Origin of the sequence: Streptomyces sp. BPTC-684, from assembly GCF_030028635.1 — a bacterium.
GTDB classification, from domain to species: domain Bacteria; phylum Actinomycetota; class Actinomycetes; order Streptomycetales; family Streptomycetaceae; genus Streptomyces; species Streptomyces noboritoensis.
Genome location: NZ_CP124863.1, coordinates 1253499 through 1269946, shown reverse-complemented (window position 1 = coordinate 1269946; position 16448 = coordinate 1253499). Strand labels below are relative to the sequence as shown.

The 16448-nt window shown below is 70.4% G+C and carries 16 protein-coding genes; 14 read left to right on the top strand and 2 right to left on the bottom strand.

Annotated features, from left to right (window positions below):
* Positions 1-174: 174 nt before the first annotated feature.
* The 8 genes from QIY60_RS05605 (at position 175) to QIY60_RS05570 (ending at position 9920) form a co-directional block, all read left to right on the top strand.
* Positions 175-1173 carry an ABC transporter permease gene (locus QIY60_RS05605; protein ID WP_067164548.1) on the top strand — a complete coding sequence of 333 codons (999 nt, stop codon included), beginning with the start codon at positions 175-177 and terminating at the stop codon, positions 1171-1173.
* Positions 1174-1238: 65 nt separating this feature from the next.
* Positions 1239-2996 carry an ABC transporter substrate-binding protein gene (locus tag QIY60_RS05600; protein ID WP_283141423.1) on the top strand — a complete coding sequence of 586 codons (1758 nt, stop codon included), beginning with the start codon at positions 1239-1241 and terminating at the stop codon, positions 2994-2996.
* A gap of 100 nt (positions 2997-3096) precedes the next feature.
* On the top strand, positions 3097-4107 hold the full coding sequence (locus tag QIY60_RS05595) for an ABC transporter permease (protein WP_283141422.1): 1011 nt from the start codon (positions 3097-3099) through the stop codon (positions 4105-4107).
* Entirely contained in the window at positions 4104-5198 is a 1095-nt protein-coding gene (locus QIY60_RS05590; RefSeq protein WP_283141421.1) for an ABC transporter ATP-binding protein, read from the top strand. Before QIY60_RS05595 ends, QIY60_RS05590 begins: the two co-directional genes overlap by 4 nt.
* Positions 5199-5239: 41 nt before the next feature.
* Positions 5240-6445 carry a dipeptide ABC transporter ATP-binding protein gene (locus QIY60_RS05585; RefSeq protein WP_283145828.1) on the top strand — a complete coding sequence of 402 codons (1206 nt, stop codon included), beginning with the start codon at positions 5240-5242 and terminating at the stop codon, positions 6443-6445.
* A gap of 96 nt (positions 6446-6541) precedes the next feature.
* Positions 6542-7948 (top strand): M1 family metallopeptidase, encoded by a 1407-nt coding sequence (locus QIY60_RS05580; protein ID WP_283141420.1) that lies wholly within the window; start codon positions 6542-6544, stop codon positions 7946-7948.
* 70 nt (positions 7949-8018) lie between these two features.
* Positions 8019-8678 (top strand): trimeric intracellular cation channel family protein, encoded by a 660-nt coding sequence (locus QIY60_RS05575; protein WP_283141419.1) that lies wholly within the window; start codon positions 8019-8021, stop codon positions 8676-8678.
* Positions 8679-9074: 396 nt separating this feature from the next.
* On the top strand, positions 9075-9920 hold the full coding sequence (locus QIY60_RS05570) for a thioesterase family protein (protein WP_283141418.1): 846 nt from the start codon (positions 9075-9077) through the stop codon (positions 9918-9920).
* Between the two features lie 58 nt (positions 9921-9978).
* Here the strand turns inward: QIY60_RS05570 and QIY60_RS05565 are convergent, their stop codons facing one another.
* A complete protein-coding gene (locus QIY60_RS05565) occupies positions 9979-10632 on the bottom strand; it encodes a TetR family transcriptional regulator (RefSeq protein WP_283141417.1) in 654 nt (217 codons plus the stop codon).
* A gap of 274 nt (positions 10633-10906) precedes the next feature.
* Here QIY60_RS05565 and QIY60_RS05560 point away from each other — a divergent pair, with 274 nt between their 5' ends.
* From QIY60_RS05560 to mnmA, 3 genes are all read left to right on the top strand, one after another.
* Positions 10907-11176, top strand: coding sequence for a DUF4190 domain-containing protein (locus tag QIY60_RS05560; protein ID WP_283141416.1), 270 nt, complete (start codon positions 10907-10909; stop codon positions 11174-11176).
* Positions 11177-11211: 35 nt separating this feature from the next.
* Positions 11212-12381, top strand: coding sequence for a cysteine desulfurase family protein (locus tag QIY60_RS05555; protein ID WP_283141415.1), 1170 nt, complete (start codon positions 11212-11214; stop codon positions 12379-12381).
* 91 nt (positions 12382-12472) lie between these two features.
* A complete protein-coding gene (gene mnmA / locus QIY60_RS05550) occupies positions 12473-13597 on the top strand; it encodes a tRNA 2-thiouridine(34) synthase MnmA (RefSeq protein WP_283141414.1) in 1125 nt (374 codons plus the stop codon).
* Between the two features lie 22 nt (positions 13598-13619).
* Here the strand turns inward: mnmA and QIY60_RS05545 are convergent, their stop codons facing one another.
* Positions 13620-13934, bottom strand: a complete 315-nt coding sequence (locus QIY60_RS05545; RefSeq protein ID WP_283145827.1) for a DUF427 domain-containing protein — start codon at positions 13932-13934, stop codon at positions 13620-13622.
* Positions 13935-14173: 239 nt separating this feature from the next.
* On the opposite strand from QIY60_RS05545, the gene QIY60_RS05540 reads away from it, so the two are divergent.
* From QIY60_RS05540 to QIY60_RS05530, 3 genes are read left to right on the top strand one after another with little or no spacing between them, the layout of a single operon-like run.
* Positions 14174-14713: a TIGR00730 family Rossman fold protein gene (locus QIY60_RS05540; RefSeq protein WP_283141413.1), complete on the top strand. Its 540-nt coding sequence runs from the start codon at positions 14174-14176 to the stop codon at positions 14711-14713.
* 16 nt (positions 14714-14729) lie between these two features.
* Positions 14730-15419: an SDR family oxidoreductase gene (locus tag QIY60_RS05535; protein WP_283141412.1), complete on the top strand. Its 690-nt coding sequence runs from the start codon at positions 14730-14732 to the stop codon at positions 15417-15419.
* The gene (locus tag QIY60_RS05530; RefSeq protein WP_283141411.1) at positions 15416-16444 is read left to right on the top strand and encodes a methionine synthase; all 1029 of its coding nucleotides are present in this window, start codon (positions 15416-15418) and stop codon (positions 16442-16444) included. The genes QIY60_RS05535 and QIY60_RS05530 overlap by 4 nt, the downstream gene beginning before the upstream one ends.
* Positions 16445-16448 lie beyond the last annotated feature (4 nt).

Sequence of the window (16448 nt, the reverse complement as noted above, 5' to 3'; positions counted from 1 at the left end):
GTTTAGGCAACCATTCACCGCCAGGTCTGGCGGGTGATCGCGAACGCGTTGAAGACTCCCGGCTAACAAGGGCCGGTTGGCCCGTCGCAGATCACCGCACCACCTGATGGAACAAGCCGCCACAGCGGCTGGTACGGGCCGGCCATCCGCCGGCCGGGAGGGGTCAGAGGCACTGTGACCGCACCGCTCGAGACCACCGGATCGGCTGCCGAGGTGCCGCCGGAGGCAGTACTCACGGGGGCCAAGCAGAGCCAGATCGAGGGCCGTTCACTCGGACAGATCGCCTGGACGCGCTTCAAGCGCGACAAACTCGCGGTCGCCGGTGGCGTCGTCGTCGTCCTGCTCGTCCTGCTCGCCGTTCTCTCCAAGCCCATCCAGTGGGCGTTCGGAATGGATCCGAACGAGTTCCACCAGGACCTGATCGACCCGGCCCTGCTGGCACCCAAGGGAGCCTGGGGCGGCATGAGTTGGGAACACCCGCTGGGTGTCGACCCGCAGTACGGGCGCGACATCCTGTCCCGGATCATCGAGGGCTCCTGGGTGTCGCTGCTCGTCGCGGGCGGCGCCACACTGCTCTCCGTGGTCATCGGCGTGATCATGGGCGTCACGGCAGGGTTCTACGGCGGCTGGGCGGACACCCTGATCAGCCGCGCGATGGACGTCTTCCTGGCGTTCCCGCTCCTGCTCTTCGCCATCTCGATCTCCGCGTCCCTCCAGGACGGGGCGTTCGGACTGACCGGGCTGCCACTGAGGATCAGCGTGCTGATCTTCGTGATCGGCTTCTTCAGCTGGCCGTACATGGGCCGTATCGTCCGGGCCCAGACGCTCAGCCTGCGCGAACGCGAGTTCGTCGAGGCGGCCAAGAGCCTCGGCGCCCGCGGTCCGTTCATCCTGATCCGGGAGCTGCTGCCGAACCTGGTCGCACCGATCCTGGTCTACTCCACGCTCCTGATTCCCACGAACATCCTGTTCGAGGCCGGACTCAGCTTCCTCGGCGTCGGCATCTCGCCGCCGCAGGCATCGTGGGGCGGAATGCTCTCCACCGCGACCGACCTCTACGAGGCGGACCCGCAGTACATGATCGTGCCGGGCCTGGCGATCTTCATCACGGTCCTGGCGTTCAACCTGCTGGGCGACGGGCTGCGAGACGCCCTCGACCCGCGAGGAAAGTAAGCACGCGGCACCTGCCACACAACGACACATCTGCCGCAACCATCCATAGAGGGGGCATTCCTCAGGTGAAGACGAGAAAAGCGACCGTCCTGATCGCTACCGCCGTGGCGCTGACGCTGGGGGCCACCGCGTGCAACGACTCCAAGGACGACGACGGCGGTTCCAAGCCCGGCAAGTCCGTCGCTGACGCCGGCCTGACCCAGATCGTCAACAAGTCCGACAAGAAGGGTGGCACCGCCACCTACGCCATGTCGGACGTCCCGGACTCCCTGGACCCGGGCAACACGTACTACGGCTGGGTGCAGAACTTCTCCCGCCTGTACGGCCGTACGCTCACCACGTTCAAGCCGGCCGCCGGCAAGGACGGCCTGACCGTGGTCCCGGACCTCGCGGAGTCGCTCGGCAAGCCCAGCGCCGACGCGAAGACCTGGACGTACACCCTGCGCAAGGGCCTGAAGTTCGAGGACGGCACGCCGATCACCTCGAAGGACGTCAAGTACGCCGTCGAGCGGTCGAACTTCGCCCCCGAGGCCCTGTCCAACGGCCCGACGTACTTCAAGTCCCACCTGATCGACGGTGACAAGTACGAGGGTCCGTACAAGAACAAGGACCCCAAGGGCATCGCGTCGATCGAGACGCCGGACGACAACACCATCGTCTTCAAGCTGAAGGACGCCTTCGCGGACTTCGACTACCTGGCGACGTTCTCGCAGACGGCCCCCGTGCCGAGGGACAAGGACAAGGGCGCGACCTACGTCCAGCACATCGTCTCCTCCGGCCCGTACAAGTTCGAGTCGTACGAGGAGGGCAAGGGCGCGACCCTCGTCCGCAACCCGCAGTGGGACCAGAAGACCGACCCGAACCGCCCGGCCCTGCCGGACAAGATCAGCATCCGGTTCAAGGTCAACGCGGTCACGGTCGACAACGACCTGCTCGCCGACAACCTGACCGTCGACGCGGCCGGCACCGGTGTCTCCCCGCAGACCCAGCCGAAGGTCATCACCAACCCCAAGTACAAGGCGCAGACGGACGGTTCGTACGCCGGCGCCACCTCGTACATCGGTCTGAACCTGAAGGTCGCCCCCTTCGACAACGTGCACTGCCGCAAGGCCGTCCAGTGGGGCATCGACAAGGCGTCGATCCAGGCCGCCGCGGGTGGCGCGCCCAAGGGTGACGTCGCCTCGACGCTGCTGCCGCCGTCGGTCAACGGCTACGCCAAGTTCAACCTGTACGAGACCCCGGGCGACAAGGGCGACGAGGCCAAGGCCAAGGACGAGCTCAAGCAGTGCGGTCTGCCGGGCGGCTTCTCGACCAACCTGACGGCCCGCTCCGACCGCCCGTCCGAGATGGCCATGGCCACCGCGGTCCAGGCGTCGCTGAAGAAGCTCAACATCAACGCCGAGATCAAGTCCTTCCCCGCGGGCAAGTACTTCCAGAACTTCGCCGGCAACCCGCAGTACGTGCACGACCACAAGCTCGGCATGATCATGACCGCGTGGGGTGCCGACTGGCCGACCGGCTTCGGCTTCCTGGACCAGATCATCAACGGCTCGGCCATCAAGCCGTCCGGTGGCAACAACGTCCAGGAGCTGAACGACCCGGCGATCAACAAGGCGCTGAACGACGCCATCGCCAACACGGACAAGTCCGCCCGTGAGAAGGCCTGGGGCGACATCGACAAGATGGTCGCCGAGAACGCCTCCGCCGTTCCGCTGATCTACCGCAAGAACCTGCTGTTCCGCCCGACGTCCGCGACGAACGTCACGGTCACCCAGGCGTACCTCGGTATGTACGACTACCTGCTGATGGGTTCCTCCAAGTAAGCGGCTGAGCCCCCGAGTTCTTTGAAAGGCAGGTGAAGGCTCCGGTGCCCGCCGGGTCGGGAAGACCCCCGGCCTGGCGGGCACCGGTTGCCGGACAGCTGTGGCTGCGTACATCATCCGACGCGCTTTCGGCGCGGTGGTCCTGCTGCTGATCGTCAGCGCGGTCACCTTCGCGATTTACTTCCTGGTGCCCCGGCTGGCCGGCCAGACGATGGACCAGTTGGCCGCCCAGTACGTGGGCAAGGACGCCAATGCCGGTGCGATCGCCGCGGTGAAGAAGAACCTCGGGTTCGATCAACCGCTCTACGAGCAGTACTGGCACTTCATCAAGCAGATCTTCGTCGGCGCGACCTACAAGTTCGGCCCCGACGCCTCGGTCTGCAACGCCCCCTGCTTCGGCTACTCGTTCAAGAACCACGTCGAGGTCTGGCCGCAGCTGACCCAGCGCATCCCGGTGACCTTCTCGCTCGCCATCGGTGCGGCCGTCATCTGGCTGGTCTCCGGTGTGGCGATCGGTGTCGTCTCCGCCCTCAAGCGGGGTTCGTTCATGGACCGGATCTTCATGGCGATCGCCCTCGCCGGCGTCTCGCTCCCGATCTTCTTCACCGGAATGCTGGGCCAGGGGCTGTTCACCGTCCAATGGCCCATCTGGAACGGCGTGCACTATGTGAACTTCACGGACAACCCGGCCGACTGGGCCTGGAACCTGCTGATCCCCTGGTGCAGCCTCGCCTTCCTCTACTCCGCGCTCTACGCCCGGCTCACCCGGGCCGGAATGCTGGAGACCATGGGCGAGGACTACATCCGCACCGCCCGCGCCAAGGGCCTGCGGGAGCGGACCGTCATCGGCAGGCACGGCCTGCGCGCCGCGCTCACCCCGATCGTCACCATCTTCGGCATGGACTTCGGTCTGCTGATCGGCGGCGCGGTCATCACCGAGCAGGTCTTCTCCTTCCCGGGCCTCGGCTTCTACGCGGTCGACGGCGTCCGGAACAACGACCTCCCGGTCGTCATGGGCGTGACCCTGGTCGCCGCCTTCTTCATCGTTCTCTGCAATCTGCTGGTGGACCTGGTGTACGCCGCGATCGACCCCAGGGTGAGGCTCTCGTGAGCGACCTGAACAAGACCGGCGCGGCCGTCGGCGAGCCGGTGGCCGAGCGCCCCGCCGACGCCGGGGAGGCGTTCCTCTCCGTGCGGGACCTGCGCATCCACTTCAACACCGACGACGGCCTGGTCAAGTCCGTCGACGGGGTCAGCTTCGACATCAAGCCCGGCAGGACCCTCGGCATCGTGGGCGAGTCCGGCTCGGGCAAGTCCGTCACCTCGCTCGGCGTGATGGGGCTGCACCGCAGCGCCAACGCCAAGATCTCCGGCGAGGTGTGGCTGGACGGCGAGGAGCTGATCGGCGCCGACCCCGACCACGTACGGCGGCTGCGCGGCCGGAAGATGGCCATGATCTTCCAGGACCCGCTCTCCGCGATGCACCCGTACTACTCGGTCGGCGCGCAGATCGTGGAGGCCTACCGGGTCCACAACGAGGTCTCCAAGAAGGTCGCCCGCACCCGCGCGATCGAGATGCTCGACCGGGTCGGCATCCCGGAGCCCGGCAAGCGCGTGGACTCGTATCCGCACGAGTTCTCCGGCGGTATGCGCCAGCGCGCGATGATCGCGATGGCGCTGGTCAACAACCCCGAGCTGCTGATCGCGGACGAGCCGACCACCGCCCTGGACGTCACCGTCCAGGCGCAGATCCTGGACCTGATCCGCGATCTGCAGAAGGAGTTCGGCTCCGCCGTCATCATGATCACGCACGATCTGGGCGTGGTCGCCGAGATGGCGGACGACCTCCTGGTGATGTACGGCGGCCGGTGCATCGAGCGGGGACCTGCCGAGAAGGTCTTCTACGAGCCCCAGCACCCGTACACCTGGGGCCTGTTGGGGTCGATGCCGCGCATCGACCGCGAGGAGACGGACCGGCTGATCCCGGTCAAGGGCCAGCCGCCGTCGCTGATCAACGTGCCGTCCGGCTGCGCCTTCAACCCGCGCTGCCCGTACGCGGACCTCCCCAAGGACAACGTCACGCGCACCGTGCGCCCCGAGCTCAAGCAGTGGGACGACGCCGAAGGGCACTTCTCGGCCTGCCACATGTCGCAGGAGGAGCGGACCCGTATCTGGACCGAAGAGATTGCGCCGAAGCTGTGAGCGACAAGAACCCCACGGGCACCGAGGGCACCGAGAAGGCGATCCCGGAGCAGTCGGCCGCCTCGCCCGAGCCGCTTCTCAAGGTGGAGGGGCTCGTCAAGCACTTCCCCATCAAGAAGGGCCTGTTCGGGCGGCAGACCGGCGCGGTCAAGGCGGTCGACGGCGTCTCCTTCGACGTCCGGGCGGGTGAGACCCTCGGCGTGGTGGGCGAGTCGGGCTGCGGCAAGTCGACGATGGGCCGGCTGGTCACCCGGCTGCTCGAACCGACGGGCGGCAAGGTCGAGTTCGAGGGCCACGACATCACGCACCTGTCGGCCGGGCGGATGCGTCCGCTCCGCCGCGACATGCAGATGATCTTCCAGGACCCGTACGGCTCGCTGAACCCGCGCCACACCATCGGCGGGATCGTCTCCACCCCCTTCCGGCTCCAGGGCGTCACGCCCGAGGGCGGGGTGAAGAAGGAGGTCCAGCGGCTGATGGAGCTGGTGGGCCTCAACCCCGAGCACTACAACCGCTATCCGCACGAGTTCTCCGGCGGCCAGCGCCAGCGCATCGGCATCGCCCGCGCGCTCGCGCTCAACCCGAAGCTGGTCGTGGCGGACGAGCCGGTCTCGGCGCTCGACGTGTCGATCCAGGCGCAGGTGGTCAACCTGCTCGACGACCTCCAGAGCGAGCTGGGCCTCACGTACGTGATCATCGCCCACGACCTGTCGGTCATCCGGCACGTCTCGGACCGGATCGCGGTGATGTACCTCGGCAAGATCGTGGAGCTCGCCGACCGCAAGTCGCTGTACTCGGCGCCCATGCACCCGTACACCAAGGCGCTGCTTTCGGCCGTGCCGGTGCCGGACCCCAAGCGCAAGGGCCTCAAGAGCGAGCGGATCCTGCTCAAGGGCGATGTGCCGTCGCCCATCTCGCCGCCGAGCGGCTGCCGCTTCCACACCCGGTGCTGGAAGGCGACGGAGATCTGCAAGACGCAGGAGCCGCCGCTGATCGCCCTGAAGACGGGCCACCAGGTGGCCTGCCACCACCCGGAGAACGCGCCGGACCAGGCCCCGGGCGAGGCGGTACTGCCCGAGGCGCGGGAGTCGGTGGAGGTGGTGTCGGTCGTGAAGGCCGAGGCGTCCCCGGAGGCCGAGCCGGTCACCGAGACGGCCGCCGCCGCGGAAACGCCGGACGCTGCTGAGCCCGAGTCGGAGTCCGCATCCGGACCGGACTCCACCGTTCAGGAGTCAACCGACAAGTAACGCATGACGGTTCGGCAAAGTCATGTTCACGCCGAAACGGGAGAGTGCAGAGTCTGCCTGTCCGTACGCACGGAAACGCGTTCGAAGGGCAGACTCATGGCACTCTCCCGTTCGGCACGCCGTACCTCACGGCTGCTCGCCCTCGCCACCGCGGCGGCATCGGCCTTCACCATCGCCGCCGCACCCGGCGGCGGCTCGCCCGGTGCCGCCGGAATCGGCGACCCCTACTTCCCCGACCTCGGCAACGGCGGCTTCGACGCCCTCCACTACGACCTCGGCGTCAGCTACCACCCGGACTCCGGGCGGCTCGACGGGCGTACGACGATCACCGCCCGCGCCACCCAGACCCTCACCAGCTTCGACCTCGACCTCCAGAAGCTCACCGTCGACGCGATACGGGTGAACGGCAGACCCGCCGACTTCACCCGCAGCGGCGACGAGATCGTGGTGACGCCCCGTCACAAGCTGCGCAAGGGCCAGGAGTTCGAGGTCACCGTCGTCTACGGCGGCGTTCCCGTCGCACTCAACGGCCCCATCGTCTTCGGCTCCGACTACGGCTGGATGAAGACCAAGGACGGCGTCTTCGTGGCCTGTGAGCCGAACGCCGCCTCCACCTGGTTCCCCTCCAGCGACCACCCCGCCGACAAGGCCACCTACGACATCCGCATCGACGCCCCCAAGGGCCTGACCGGCGTCTCCAACGGCCGTCTGGTCTCCTCGTACGACCGGGGCGACCGCTCGTACTCCCACTGGCGCGAGAACAAGCCGATGGCGACGTACCTGGCCACGGCGACCATCGGCAAGTTCGACGTGAGGACCGGGAAGACCCCGGCCGGGACGCCGATCTACGTGGCCGTCGACCCGGTGCTCCAGGGGCAGAACCAGGTCGACGTGTACGCGGTCACCGCCGAGGCCACCGACTACTGGTCCCGGCTCTTCGGGCCGTACCCGTTCGAGGAGACGGGCGCGATCGTCGACGACATGCCCCAGGCGGGCTTCTCGCTCGAAGTGCAGTCCAAGCCCGCGTACTCGGCGGTGCGCAACGAGACCACGATCGTCCACGAGCTCGCCCACCAGTGGTTTGGCGACTCGGTCTCGGTGGCGCAATGGAAGGACATCTGGCTCAACGAGGGCTTCGCGAGCTACGCGCAGTGGCTGTGGGAGGAGCACAAGGGGCGGGGGACCGCGCACGACCTGGCCCGCGCCTACTACAACCGGGTCCCGGCCGACAGCGCGTTCTGGCAGATCAAGGTCGCCGACCCGCAGCGCGACACGATGTTCGCCGGGGCCGTCTACCGGCGCGGCGCGCTGACGCTCCAGGTGCTCCGCGAGCGCATCGGCGACCAGGCGTTCTTCAAGCTGCTGCCCGCGTGGACGAAGCTCCACCGGTACGGCAACGCGAACACGTCCGAGTTCATCCAGCTGGCCGAGAAGATCTCCGGGCAGCAGCTGGACGACCTCTTCCAGACCTGGATCCACTCGACCGGCAAGCCGGCCTGGTAGGAGAACGGCAGGAGCGCGGGAGCACCCGACACGTTCGAGCGAGGAACAGATATCGGGGTAAAAATGTCGGGTGCTCCACGAACTGTTCACCCCCTCCGTCCAGCATGCGCTCGACCTCGTCGGAATCTTCGTCTTCGCGATCTCCGGCGCGCTGCTCGCCGTACGCAAGAACTTCGACGTGTTCGGCATCGCGGTCCTGGCCGAGGTCACCGCGCTGGGCGGAGGGCTGTTCCGGGACCTGATCATCGGCGCGGTGCCGCCCGCCGCGTTCAGCGACCTCGGGTACTTCATCACTCCGCTGCTCGCCGCCGTCCTGGTCTTCTTCCTCCACCCCGAGGTCGAGCGGACCCAGAACGCGGTCAACGTGTTCGACGCGGCGGGCCTCGGCCTGTTCTGCGTCACGGGCACGACGAAGGCGTACGACTACGGACTCGGCCTCACCTCGTCCGCGGCCCTCGGCCTCGCCACGGCGGTCGGCGGCGGCGTCCTGCGCGACATCCTGGCCAACGAGGTCCCGTCCCTGCTCCGCTGGGACCGCGACCTGTACGCCGTCCCGGCGATCGTGGGCGCCGCGATCGTGGCCCTCTGCATCCGCTTCGACACCCTGAACGCGGCCACCAGCGCCGCCGCCATCGTCACCGCGTTCCTGCTGCGCCTGGCAGCGATGCGCTACCACTGGCGCGCACCGAGGGCGTGGAACCGGCGGAGCGCGGCGGCGGAGGAGGGGTAGGGGGCGTAGCCCCCGGCCCCTGTTTCGTCTGCGGGCCGGTGGGGGCCGGCCGCGCAGTTCCCCGCGCCCCTTAAGGCAGAAGGCGGGCCCGGCAAATTCAGCCCCTCCGGCGTTTGAGGAGCGGGAAGCGGGAAGCGGGAAGCGGGGGCGGAGGCCCTGAGCGGGGTGCGGGGGCCGCAGGTCCTTCGGGGGTGCAGGGGCCGCAGGCCCCGCGAGGGGGTGCAGGGGCGCAGCCCCGCCAGGGGTGCAGGGGGCGGAGCCCCCGCCCGGGGGTCCGGGGGCGTAGCCCCCGGGAAACCCACCTCCACCCCCACCCACCCCCGGAGGGTTTAGGGAAGGGGCGGGGTGGGGCAAAAAAAGCTACCGCTCAGTAACGTACCCGTGTACCTTTGCCGCATGGCACAGGCAACGATCGGGGACAGCGAGTTCGACCGGGACACCGCCGTCACCCCGCGCGAAGACGAAGACGGCGTCTACGACGCCCACCTCTCGGCGGGGTGGACGATCATCCACGCCGTGAACGGCGGATACCTCCTCGCCCTCCTCGGCCGCACGCTCGGCCACGCCCTCCCGCACGCCGACCCGTTCAGCGTGACGGCCCACTACCTCACGCCCTCGGCCCCCGGCCCGGCCGTCGTCCGCACCCAGCGCGTCCGCACCGGCCGTACGCTCTCCACCGGCCAGGCCTCGCTCTTCCAGTACGACGAGAACGGCGCCGAGGTCGAGCGCATCCGCGTCCTCGCCTCGTACGGCGACCTGGACGCGCTCCCGGACGACGTCCGCACCACCGCCAAGCCGCCCGCGATCCCGCCGATCGAGCACTGCCTCGGCCCGGCCGACGGCCCCGCCCCGATCCCGGGCAGCTCGGCCATCACCGAGCGGCTGATGCTGAAGCTCGACCCGACCACCCTCGGCTGGGCGGTCGGCGCCCCCTCCGGCAAGGGCGAGATGCGCGGCTGGTTCGGCCTGGCCGACGGCCGCGACGCCGACCCGTACTCGCTGCTGCTCGCCGTCGACGCGCTCCCGCCGACCGCGTTCGAGATGGGCCTGACCGGCTGGACCCCCACCGTCGAGCTGACCGCGCACATCCGCTGCCGCCCGGCGCCCGGCCCGCTGCGGGTCTCCATCACCACCCGCAACCTGGCCGGCGGCTTCCTGGAGGAGGACGCCGAGGTCTGGGACAGCGCCGACCGGCTGGTCGCCCAGTCCCGCCAGCTCGCCCGCGCCCTGCGCACGCCGTAACCCGTACGCACACCCCTCCGCCGGGCCGCCGCCCTCAGCCCAGCTCTCAGTCCAGCTCTCAGTCCAGCCAGTGGCGGCGGCCCAGCGTGACCAGCCTCAACTGCCGCCGCGCGGTGGCCAGTACGGCCTCCTCGGCCCGCCGCGCCGCCTCTTCGCCGCCGTCCGCGTCCGCGTCCGCGCCCGCCTCCAGGATCGCCGACGCCGTCATCACCATGTGGTCGACGTAGACCCCGGCCAGCATCCGCAGATCCGCCGCGCTCCACCCCCGCGACTCGGGATCCGTGCCCAGCGCCTCGGCCACCTCGTCGGCGAACCGCCGCAGCTGGACGCCGATGGCCTCGCGCACCGGCGCCACCCCGCCGTGCCGCTCCCGCGCGATGAACCGGACGTGCGCCGGGTGTGCCCGTACATGAGCGGCGATCAGATCCACGGCCCGGTCGATGCGCTCGTCGCTCCCGCCGGTCGTCACGATCGCCGCCCGGATCGTCTCGTGCAGACTCCCCAGCGCCCCCTCGACCAGCGCCACCCCGAGGTCGGCGGTGTCCTTGAAGTGCCGGTAGAACGCGGCGGGGGCGACCCCCACGGCCCGGGTGACCTCGCGAAGCCCCAGGCTGCTGAGGCTCTGGTGCTCCAGCAGCCCGAGTGCCGCGTCCAGGAGGGCCTGACGCGTCTTCTGCTTCTGGGCCTGCCGGATCCCGAGAGTGTGGCTCATTCCACTCAGTAAACAGCTGTTCGCTGATTTTGGGAAGGCTAGACTGGGTAGTCAGTGAACAGTCGTACTCCGAAAACGACTTGATCCGCAAAACGAGACAAGAGAGGCACCCCATGCTTTTCCTCGTCGCAGCCCTCCTCCTGCTGGGGGTCGTGCTGGGCTCAGCGGCGCACCTTCCGCTCCCGGTCACTCTCGCCGCCGCCGGCGCCATCGGGCTCTGGTTGATCGTCTTCGCCGTACGTGAACGCATCTCGTCGCACCGGAGGGCCTGACCATGGAACTCGTCCTGAACCGCAGTCGTGTCCGTGACAAGGACGCCGACGGCATGGCCGTCGCCGCCTTCGTCCTCGGTCTGCTCGGCCTGCTGGTCATGAACGTCGTGCTCGGCCCGATGGCCATCGTGCTCGCCGGACTCGCCCTGCGGTACCGCACCACCCGGCGCGGCCGCGCCTGGCTCGGACTCGCCCTCGGCATCGCCGACCTCGCGGTCCTCGCGGGCCTGGTCATGGCCGACGGAACCGTCTCCTGGGGGCTCGGCGCCTGAGGTCGGTCCCGGTGGCTCGTAGAATCGGGCCCACCATGGCTTACCTCGACCACGCCGCGACCACCCCGATGCTCCCGGAGGCGGTCCAGGCGATGACCGCCCAGCTCACCGCCACCGGCAACGCGTCCTCGCTGCACGCCGCCGGACGCCGGGCCCGCCGAACCGCCGAGGAGGCCCGCGAGGAGCTCGCCGAGGCGCTCGGCGCGCGACCCAGCGAGGTCGTCTTCACGGCCGGCGGCACCGAGGCCGACAACCTCGCCGTCAAGGGCCTGTACTGGGCCCGCCGCGACGCCGACCCGCGCCGGGTCCGGGTCCTGGCCAGCCCCGTCGAGCACCACGCCGTGCTCGACGCGGTCCACTGGCTCGCCGAGCACGAGGGCGCGACGGTCGAGTACCTGCCCGTCGACCGGTACGGGCGGGTGCACCCCGAAGCCCTGCGCGAGGCGATCGCGCGCGACCCCTCCGACGTGGCCCTGGCCACCGTCATGTGGGCCAACAACGAGATCGGCACGGTCCTGCCGGTGGCCGAACTCGCCGCCGTGGCGCGCGAGTTCGACGTCCCACTGCACGCCGACGCGGTCCAGGCCGTGGGCCAGCTCGACGTCGACTTCGCCGCGTCGGGCCTGGCCGCGATGACGGTCTCCGGCCACAAGATCGGCGGTCCGTACGGCATCGGCGCCCTGCTGCTCGGCCGTGAGTACACCCCCGTGCCCGTGCTGCACGGCGGCGGCCAGGAGCGCCACGTCCGCTCCGGCACGCTGGACGTCCCGGCCATCGCCGCGTTCGCGGTGGCGGGACGGCTGGCCGCCGAGCGCCGCGGCGACTTCGCCCGCGAGGTCGGGGACCTGCGCGACCAACTGGTCGACGCGGTCCGCAAGGCGGTCCCGGACGCGATCCTGGGCGGCGACCCGGCCCCGGGCGGCCGCCTCCCGGCGAACGCGCACTTCTCCTTCCCGGGCTGCGAGGGCGACTCGCTGCTGCTGCTCCTGGACGCCCAGGGCATCGAGTGCTCCACCGGCTCCGCCTGCACGGCGGGCGTGGCCCAGCCCAGCCACGTCCTGCTCGCCACCGGCACCCCGCCCGACCTGGCCCGGGGCACCCTGCGCTTCTCCCTCGGCCACACCTCCACGGAAGCCGACGTCCAGGCGGTGGCGACGGCGATCGGCCCGGCGGTGGAGCGGGCGCGGACGGCGGGGCTGAGCTGACGCCCCCGGCGGGGTGCGGCCCGGCCCGCACCCCGCGCCCGGGATACTCGCGAGCCACCCGGCCCGCACGGCACGTACCCTGGTGGGTGCTATGACGAAGACACCCCCGCGCCCCCTCCGTGTGCTGGCCGCCATGTCCGGTGGCGTCGACTCGGCCGTCGCCGCCGCCCGCGCCGCCGAGGCGGGCCACGACGTCACCGGCGTCCACCTTGCCCTGTCCGCGAACCCACAGTCCTTCCGCACCGGTGCCCGGGGCTGCTGCACCATCGAGGACTCCCGCGACGCCCGCCGCGCAGCCGATGTCATCGGCATTCCCTTCTACGTCTGGGACCTCGCGGAACGCTTCCGCGAGGACGTCGTCGAGGACTTCGTCGCCGAGTACGAGGCGGGCCGCACCCCCAACCCGTGCCTGCGTTGCAACGAGAAGATCAAGTTCGCCGCGCTGCTCGACAAGGCCCTCGCCCTCGGCTTCGACGCCGTCTGCACCGGCCACTACGCCACGGTCGTCCTCAACGAGGACGGCAGCCGCGAGCTGCACCGCGCCAGCGACATGGCCAAGGACCAGTCGTACGTCCTCGGTGTCCTGGACGAGAAGCAGCTCGCCCACGCGATGTTCCCGCTCGGTGACACCCTCACCACCAAGGACGAGATCCGCGCCGAGGCCGAGCGCCGGGGCCTGGCCGTCGCCAAGAAGCCGGACAGCCACGACATCTGCTTCATCGCGGACGGCGACACCCAGGGCTTCCTGGCCAAGCGGCTCGGCAAGGCCGAGGGCGACATCGTCGACGAGTCCGGCACGAAGGTCGGCTCCCACGAGGGCGCGTACGGCTTCACCATCGGCCAGCGCAAGGGTCTGCGCATCGGCCACCCGGCGGCCGACGGCAAGCCCCGCTACGTCCTGGACATCTCCCCGGTGAACAACACGGTCACCGTCGGCCCCGTCGAGGCCCTGGACGTCACCGGCCTGACCGCGATCAAGCCCCGCTGGTGCGGCGACGCCCCGGCCGGCCCCGGCACGTACACCGCCCAGCTGCGCGCCCACGGCGGCGAGACGACGGTGACGGCGGAGCCCGTGGACGGCGAGCTCGTGGTGAGCTTCGCCGAGCCGGTGCGCGGCGTCGCGCCCGGCCAGGCGATCGTGCTCTACGACGGCACGCGCGTGGTGGGGTCGGCGACGATCGCGACCACCACACGGCGTACCGAAGCGGCGGTCTAATTCACCGGTCTGGCTCGCCGGTCTAGTTCACCGCGAGGGCCTCGCCGGAGGCGGCACCGGGCTCGGTGTCGGACTCCGTGCCTATGAAGCACAGGTGGTCCTTTATCAACGTCACGGCCGCCAGCGGCTCGTGGTAGGCCCAGGCTATGTCCGGCGCGTCCGGCAGCGACCAGTACGCGGCAACTCCCTTGTACGGGCACGTGGTCCGGGTGTCCGACGGGCTCAGCAGATCCAGTCGGACGTCCTCGGTCGGCAGGTAATAGCGGACGGGCAGGCCGTCCTCGTGCACCAGCAGCGGGCGGGTGCTGTCGGCGAGCACCTGCCCGTCCCGCACCACGCGGACGCGGAGCGCGCCCTCCCCGGCCGCCCCGGCCGAGACGAGGTGGTCCGGGTCGTAGGGCGGCGGCGGGCCCGGCGGCGGCTGCGAGGCGTTGGTGGGCTCGGCGCGAATCGTGTGAATCGTCGTAGTCATGCCCGCTCAACGGCCCATCGCCCGCTGCTTGTTCCCCCGATTCGCCGTTCGGGACACTGTTCACCCGTTCGAGTGTCGGAGGTCTCCCGGCGTACGGTTGAGCCATGAACATCTGCGTCTTCCTCTCCGCCGCCGACCTCGACGACCGCTACACCCGCCCCGCCCGCGAGTTCGCCGAGCTGCTCGGCAAGGGCGGCCACACCCTCGTGTGGGGCGGCTCGGAGAGCGGTCTGATGAAGGTCGTCGCGGACGGCGTGCAGGAGGCGGGCGGACGGCTCGTCGGCGTCTCCGTCGACTTCCTGGCCGCCAAGGCCCGCGCGAACGCCGACGAGATGGTCATCGCCAAGGACCTCGCGGAGCGCAAGGCGCTGCTCCTCGACCGGGCCGACGCCGTGGTCATCATGGTCGGCGGCACCGGCACCCTCGACGAGGCCACCGAGATCCTGGAGCTGAAGAAGCACGGCAAGCACACCAAGCCGGTGGTGCTGCTGAACACCGCGGGGTTCTACGACGGCCTCAAGGAGCAGTTCCGCCGCATGGACGACGAGGGCTTCCTGCCGCTGCCCCTCACTGACCTGGTCTTCTTCGCGGAGGACGCTGTCGCCGCCCTCGCCTACCTGGAGGAGTCGGCGGGCATCCAGTAGTGCGAGCATGTCGGGTATGGCTACACACCTGATCACTGGGGCAGGCTCCGGCATCGGCGCGGCGGTGGCGCGGCGGCTGCACGAGCGCGGCGACGAGCTCGTGCTGCTCGCACGCGACGCCGGGCGCGCCAAGGAGCTCGCGGGGCGCTTCCCCGGCGCCCGTACGCTCGTCGCAGACCTCGCCGACCCGGACCGCATCTCCAAGTCGCTCGGCATGCAGCCGATGCCGGACCACCTCGACTCCCTCCTGCACATCGCGGGCATCGTCGACCTCGGGCCCATCGGTGACCTGCGCCCCAAGACCTGGCACCAGCAGCTCAACGCGAACCTGATCTCGCCCGCCGAGCTCACCCGGCTCTTCCTGCCCCAGTTGCGCGCGGCCCGCGGACACGTCCTGTTCGTCAACTCCGGCGCCGGGCTCAACGCGCACGCCGAGTGGGGCGCCTACGCCGCCTCCAAGCACGGCCTGAAGGCGCTCGCGGACTCGCTGCGCCACGAGGAGCACACCAACGGGGTGCGCGTCACCTCCGTCTACCCGGGCCGCACCGCCAGCCCCATGCAGGCCAAGGTGCACTCGCAGGAGGGCAAGGAGTACGACCCGGCGAAGTTCATCGACCCCGAGTCGGTGGCGACCACGATCGTCATGGCGATCGACCTGCCGCGCGACGCCGAGGTCAACGACCTGACGGTGCGGCCGGGCCGATGAGCGACGCCGTCAGCGACTTCCCCTGGGGCGCGGCCACCGGCGTCGGCTCCATGCCCGGTGGCGACGCGCGCGAGGCCGCCAAGACCGTCACCGGGTCCCTCATCGGGGCCGACGGGTCGGCCGGCGACTTCCCGTTCCTGCCCGAACTGCCCGCGCGCGGCCCCGGCGCCGACATGATCGGGCGCACCGCCGGGCTGCTCGTCGAGATGTACGCGCGCGTGGAGCCCAGCGGCTGGCGGCTCGGTGACCGGCCGGGCCGCGACACCCGGCGGGCCCACTCCTGGCTCGGCGAGGACCTGGACGCCCTGGAGGAGTTCACCCAGGGGTACGAGGGGCCGCTCAAGGTCCAGGCGGTCGGGCCGTGGACGCTCGCCGCCGCCCTGGAGCTGCGCGGCGGCGAGGCCTCGCTCGGCGACCCGGGCGCCTGCCGCGACCTGGCCGGATCGCTCGCGGAGGGCCTGCGCGCCCACCTGGTGGACGTGCGCCGCCGGGTGCCGGGCGCGCGGATCCTGCTCCAGCTCGACGAGCCGTCCCTCACCGCCGTGCTGCGCGGGCAGATCAGGACCGCCAGCGGCTACCGCACCTACCGCGCGGTCGACCGGCAGGTCGTCGAGTCGGCCCTGCGGGACGTCGTCGCGGTGCACGACGGCCCGGTCGTGGTCCATTCCTGCGCGCCCGACGTGCCGTTCGCGCTGCTGCGCCGCGCCGGCGCCGCCGCCGTCTCGTTCGACTTCTCCCTGCTCACCGAGCGTGACGACGATGTGATCGGCGAGGCGGTGGAGAGCGGCACCCGGCTGTTCGCCGGAGTGGTCGGCGGCACCGACGGCCCATTGTCAGACCCTGCCGGTAGCGTCATGGGTGTCAGGACGTTGTGGCGCAGGTTGGGGCTGCATCCGGGGACTCTCGCCGAGTCCGTTGTGGTCACCCCGTCGTGCGGTCTCGCGGGCGCCTCGCCGGCGTATGCCCGCGCGGCCCTCGCGCACTGCGTCCGGGCGGCGAGATCGCTCGCGGACAACCCTGAGTGACGGG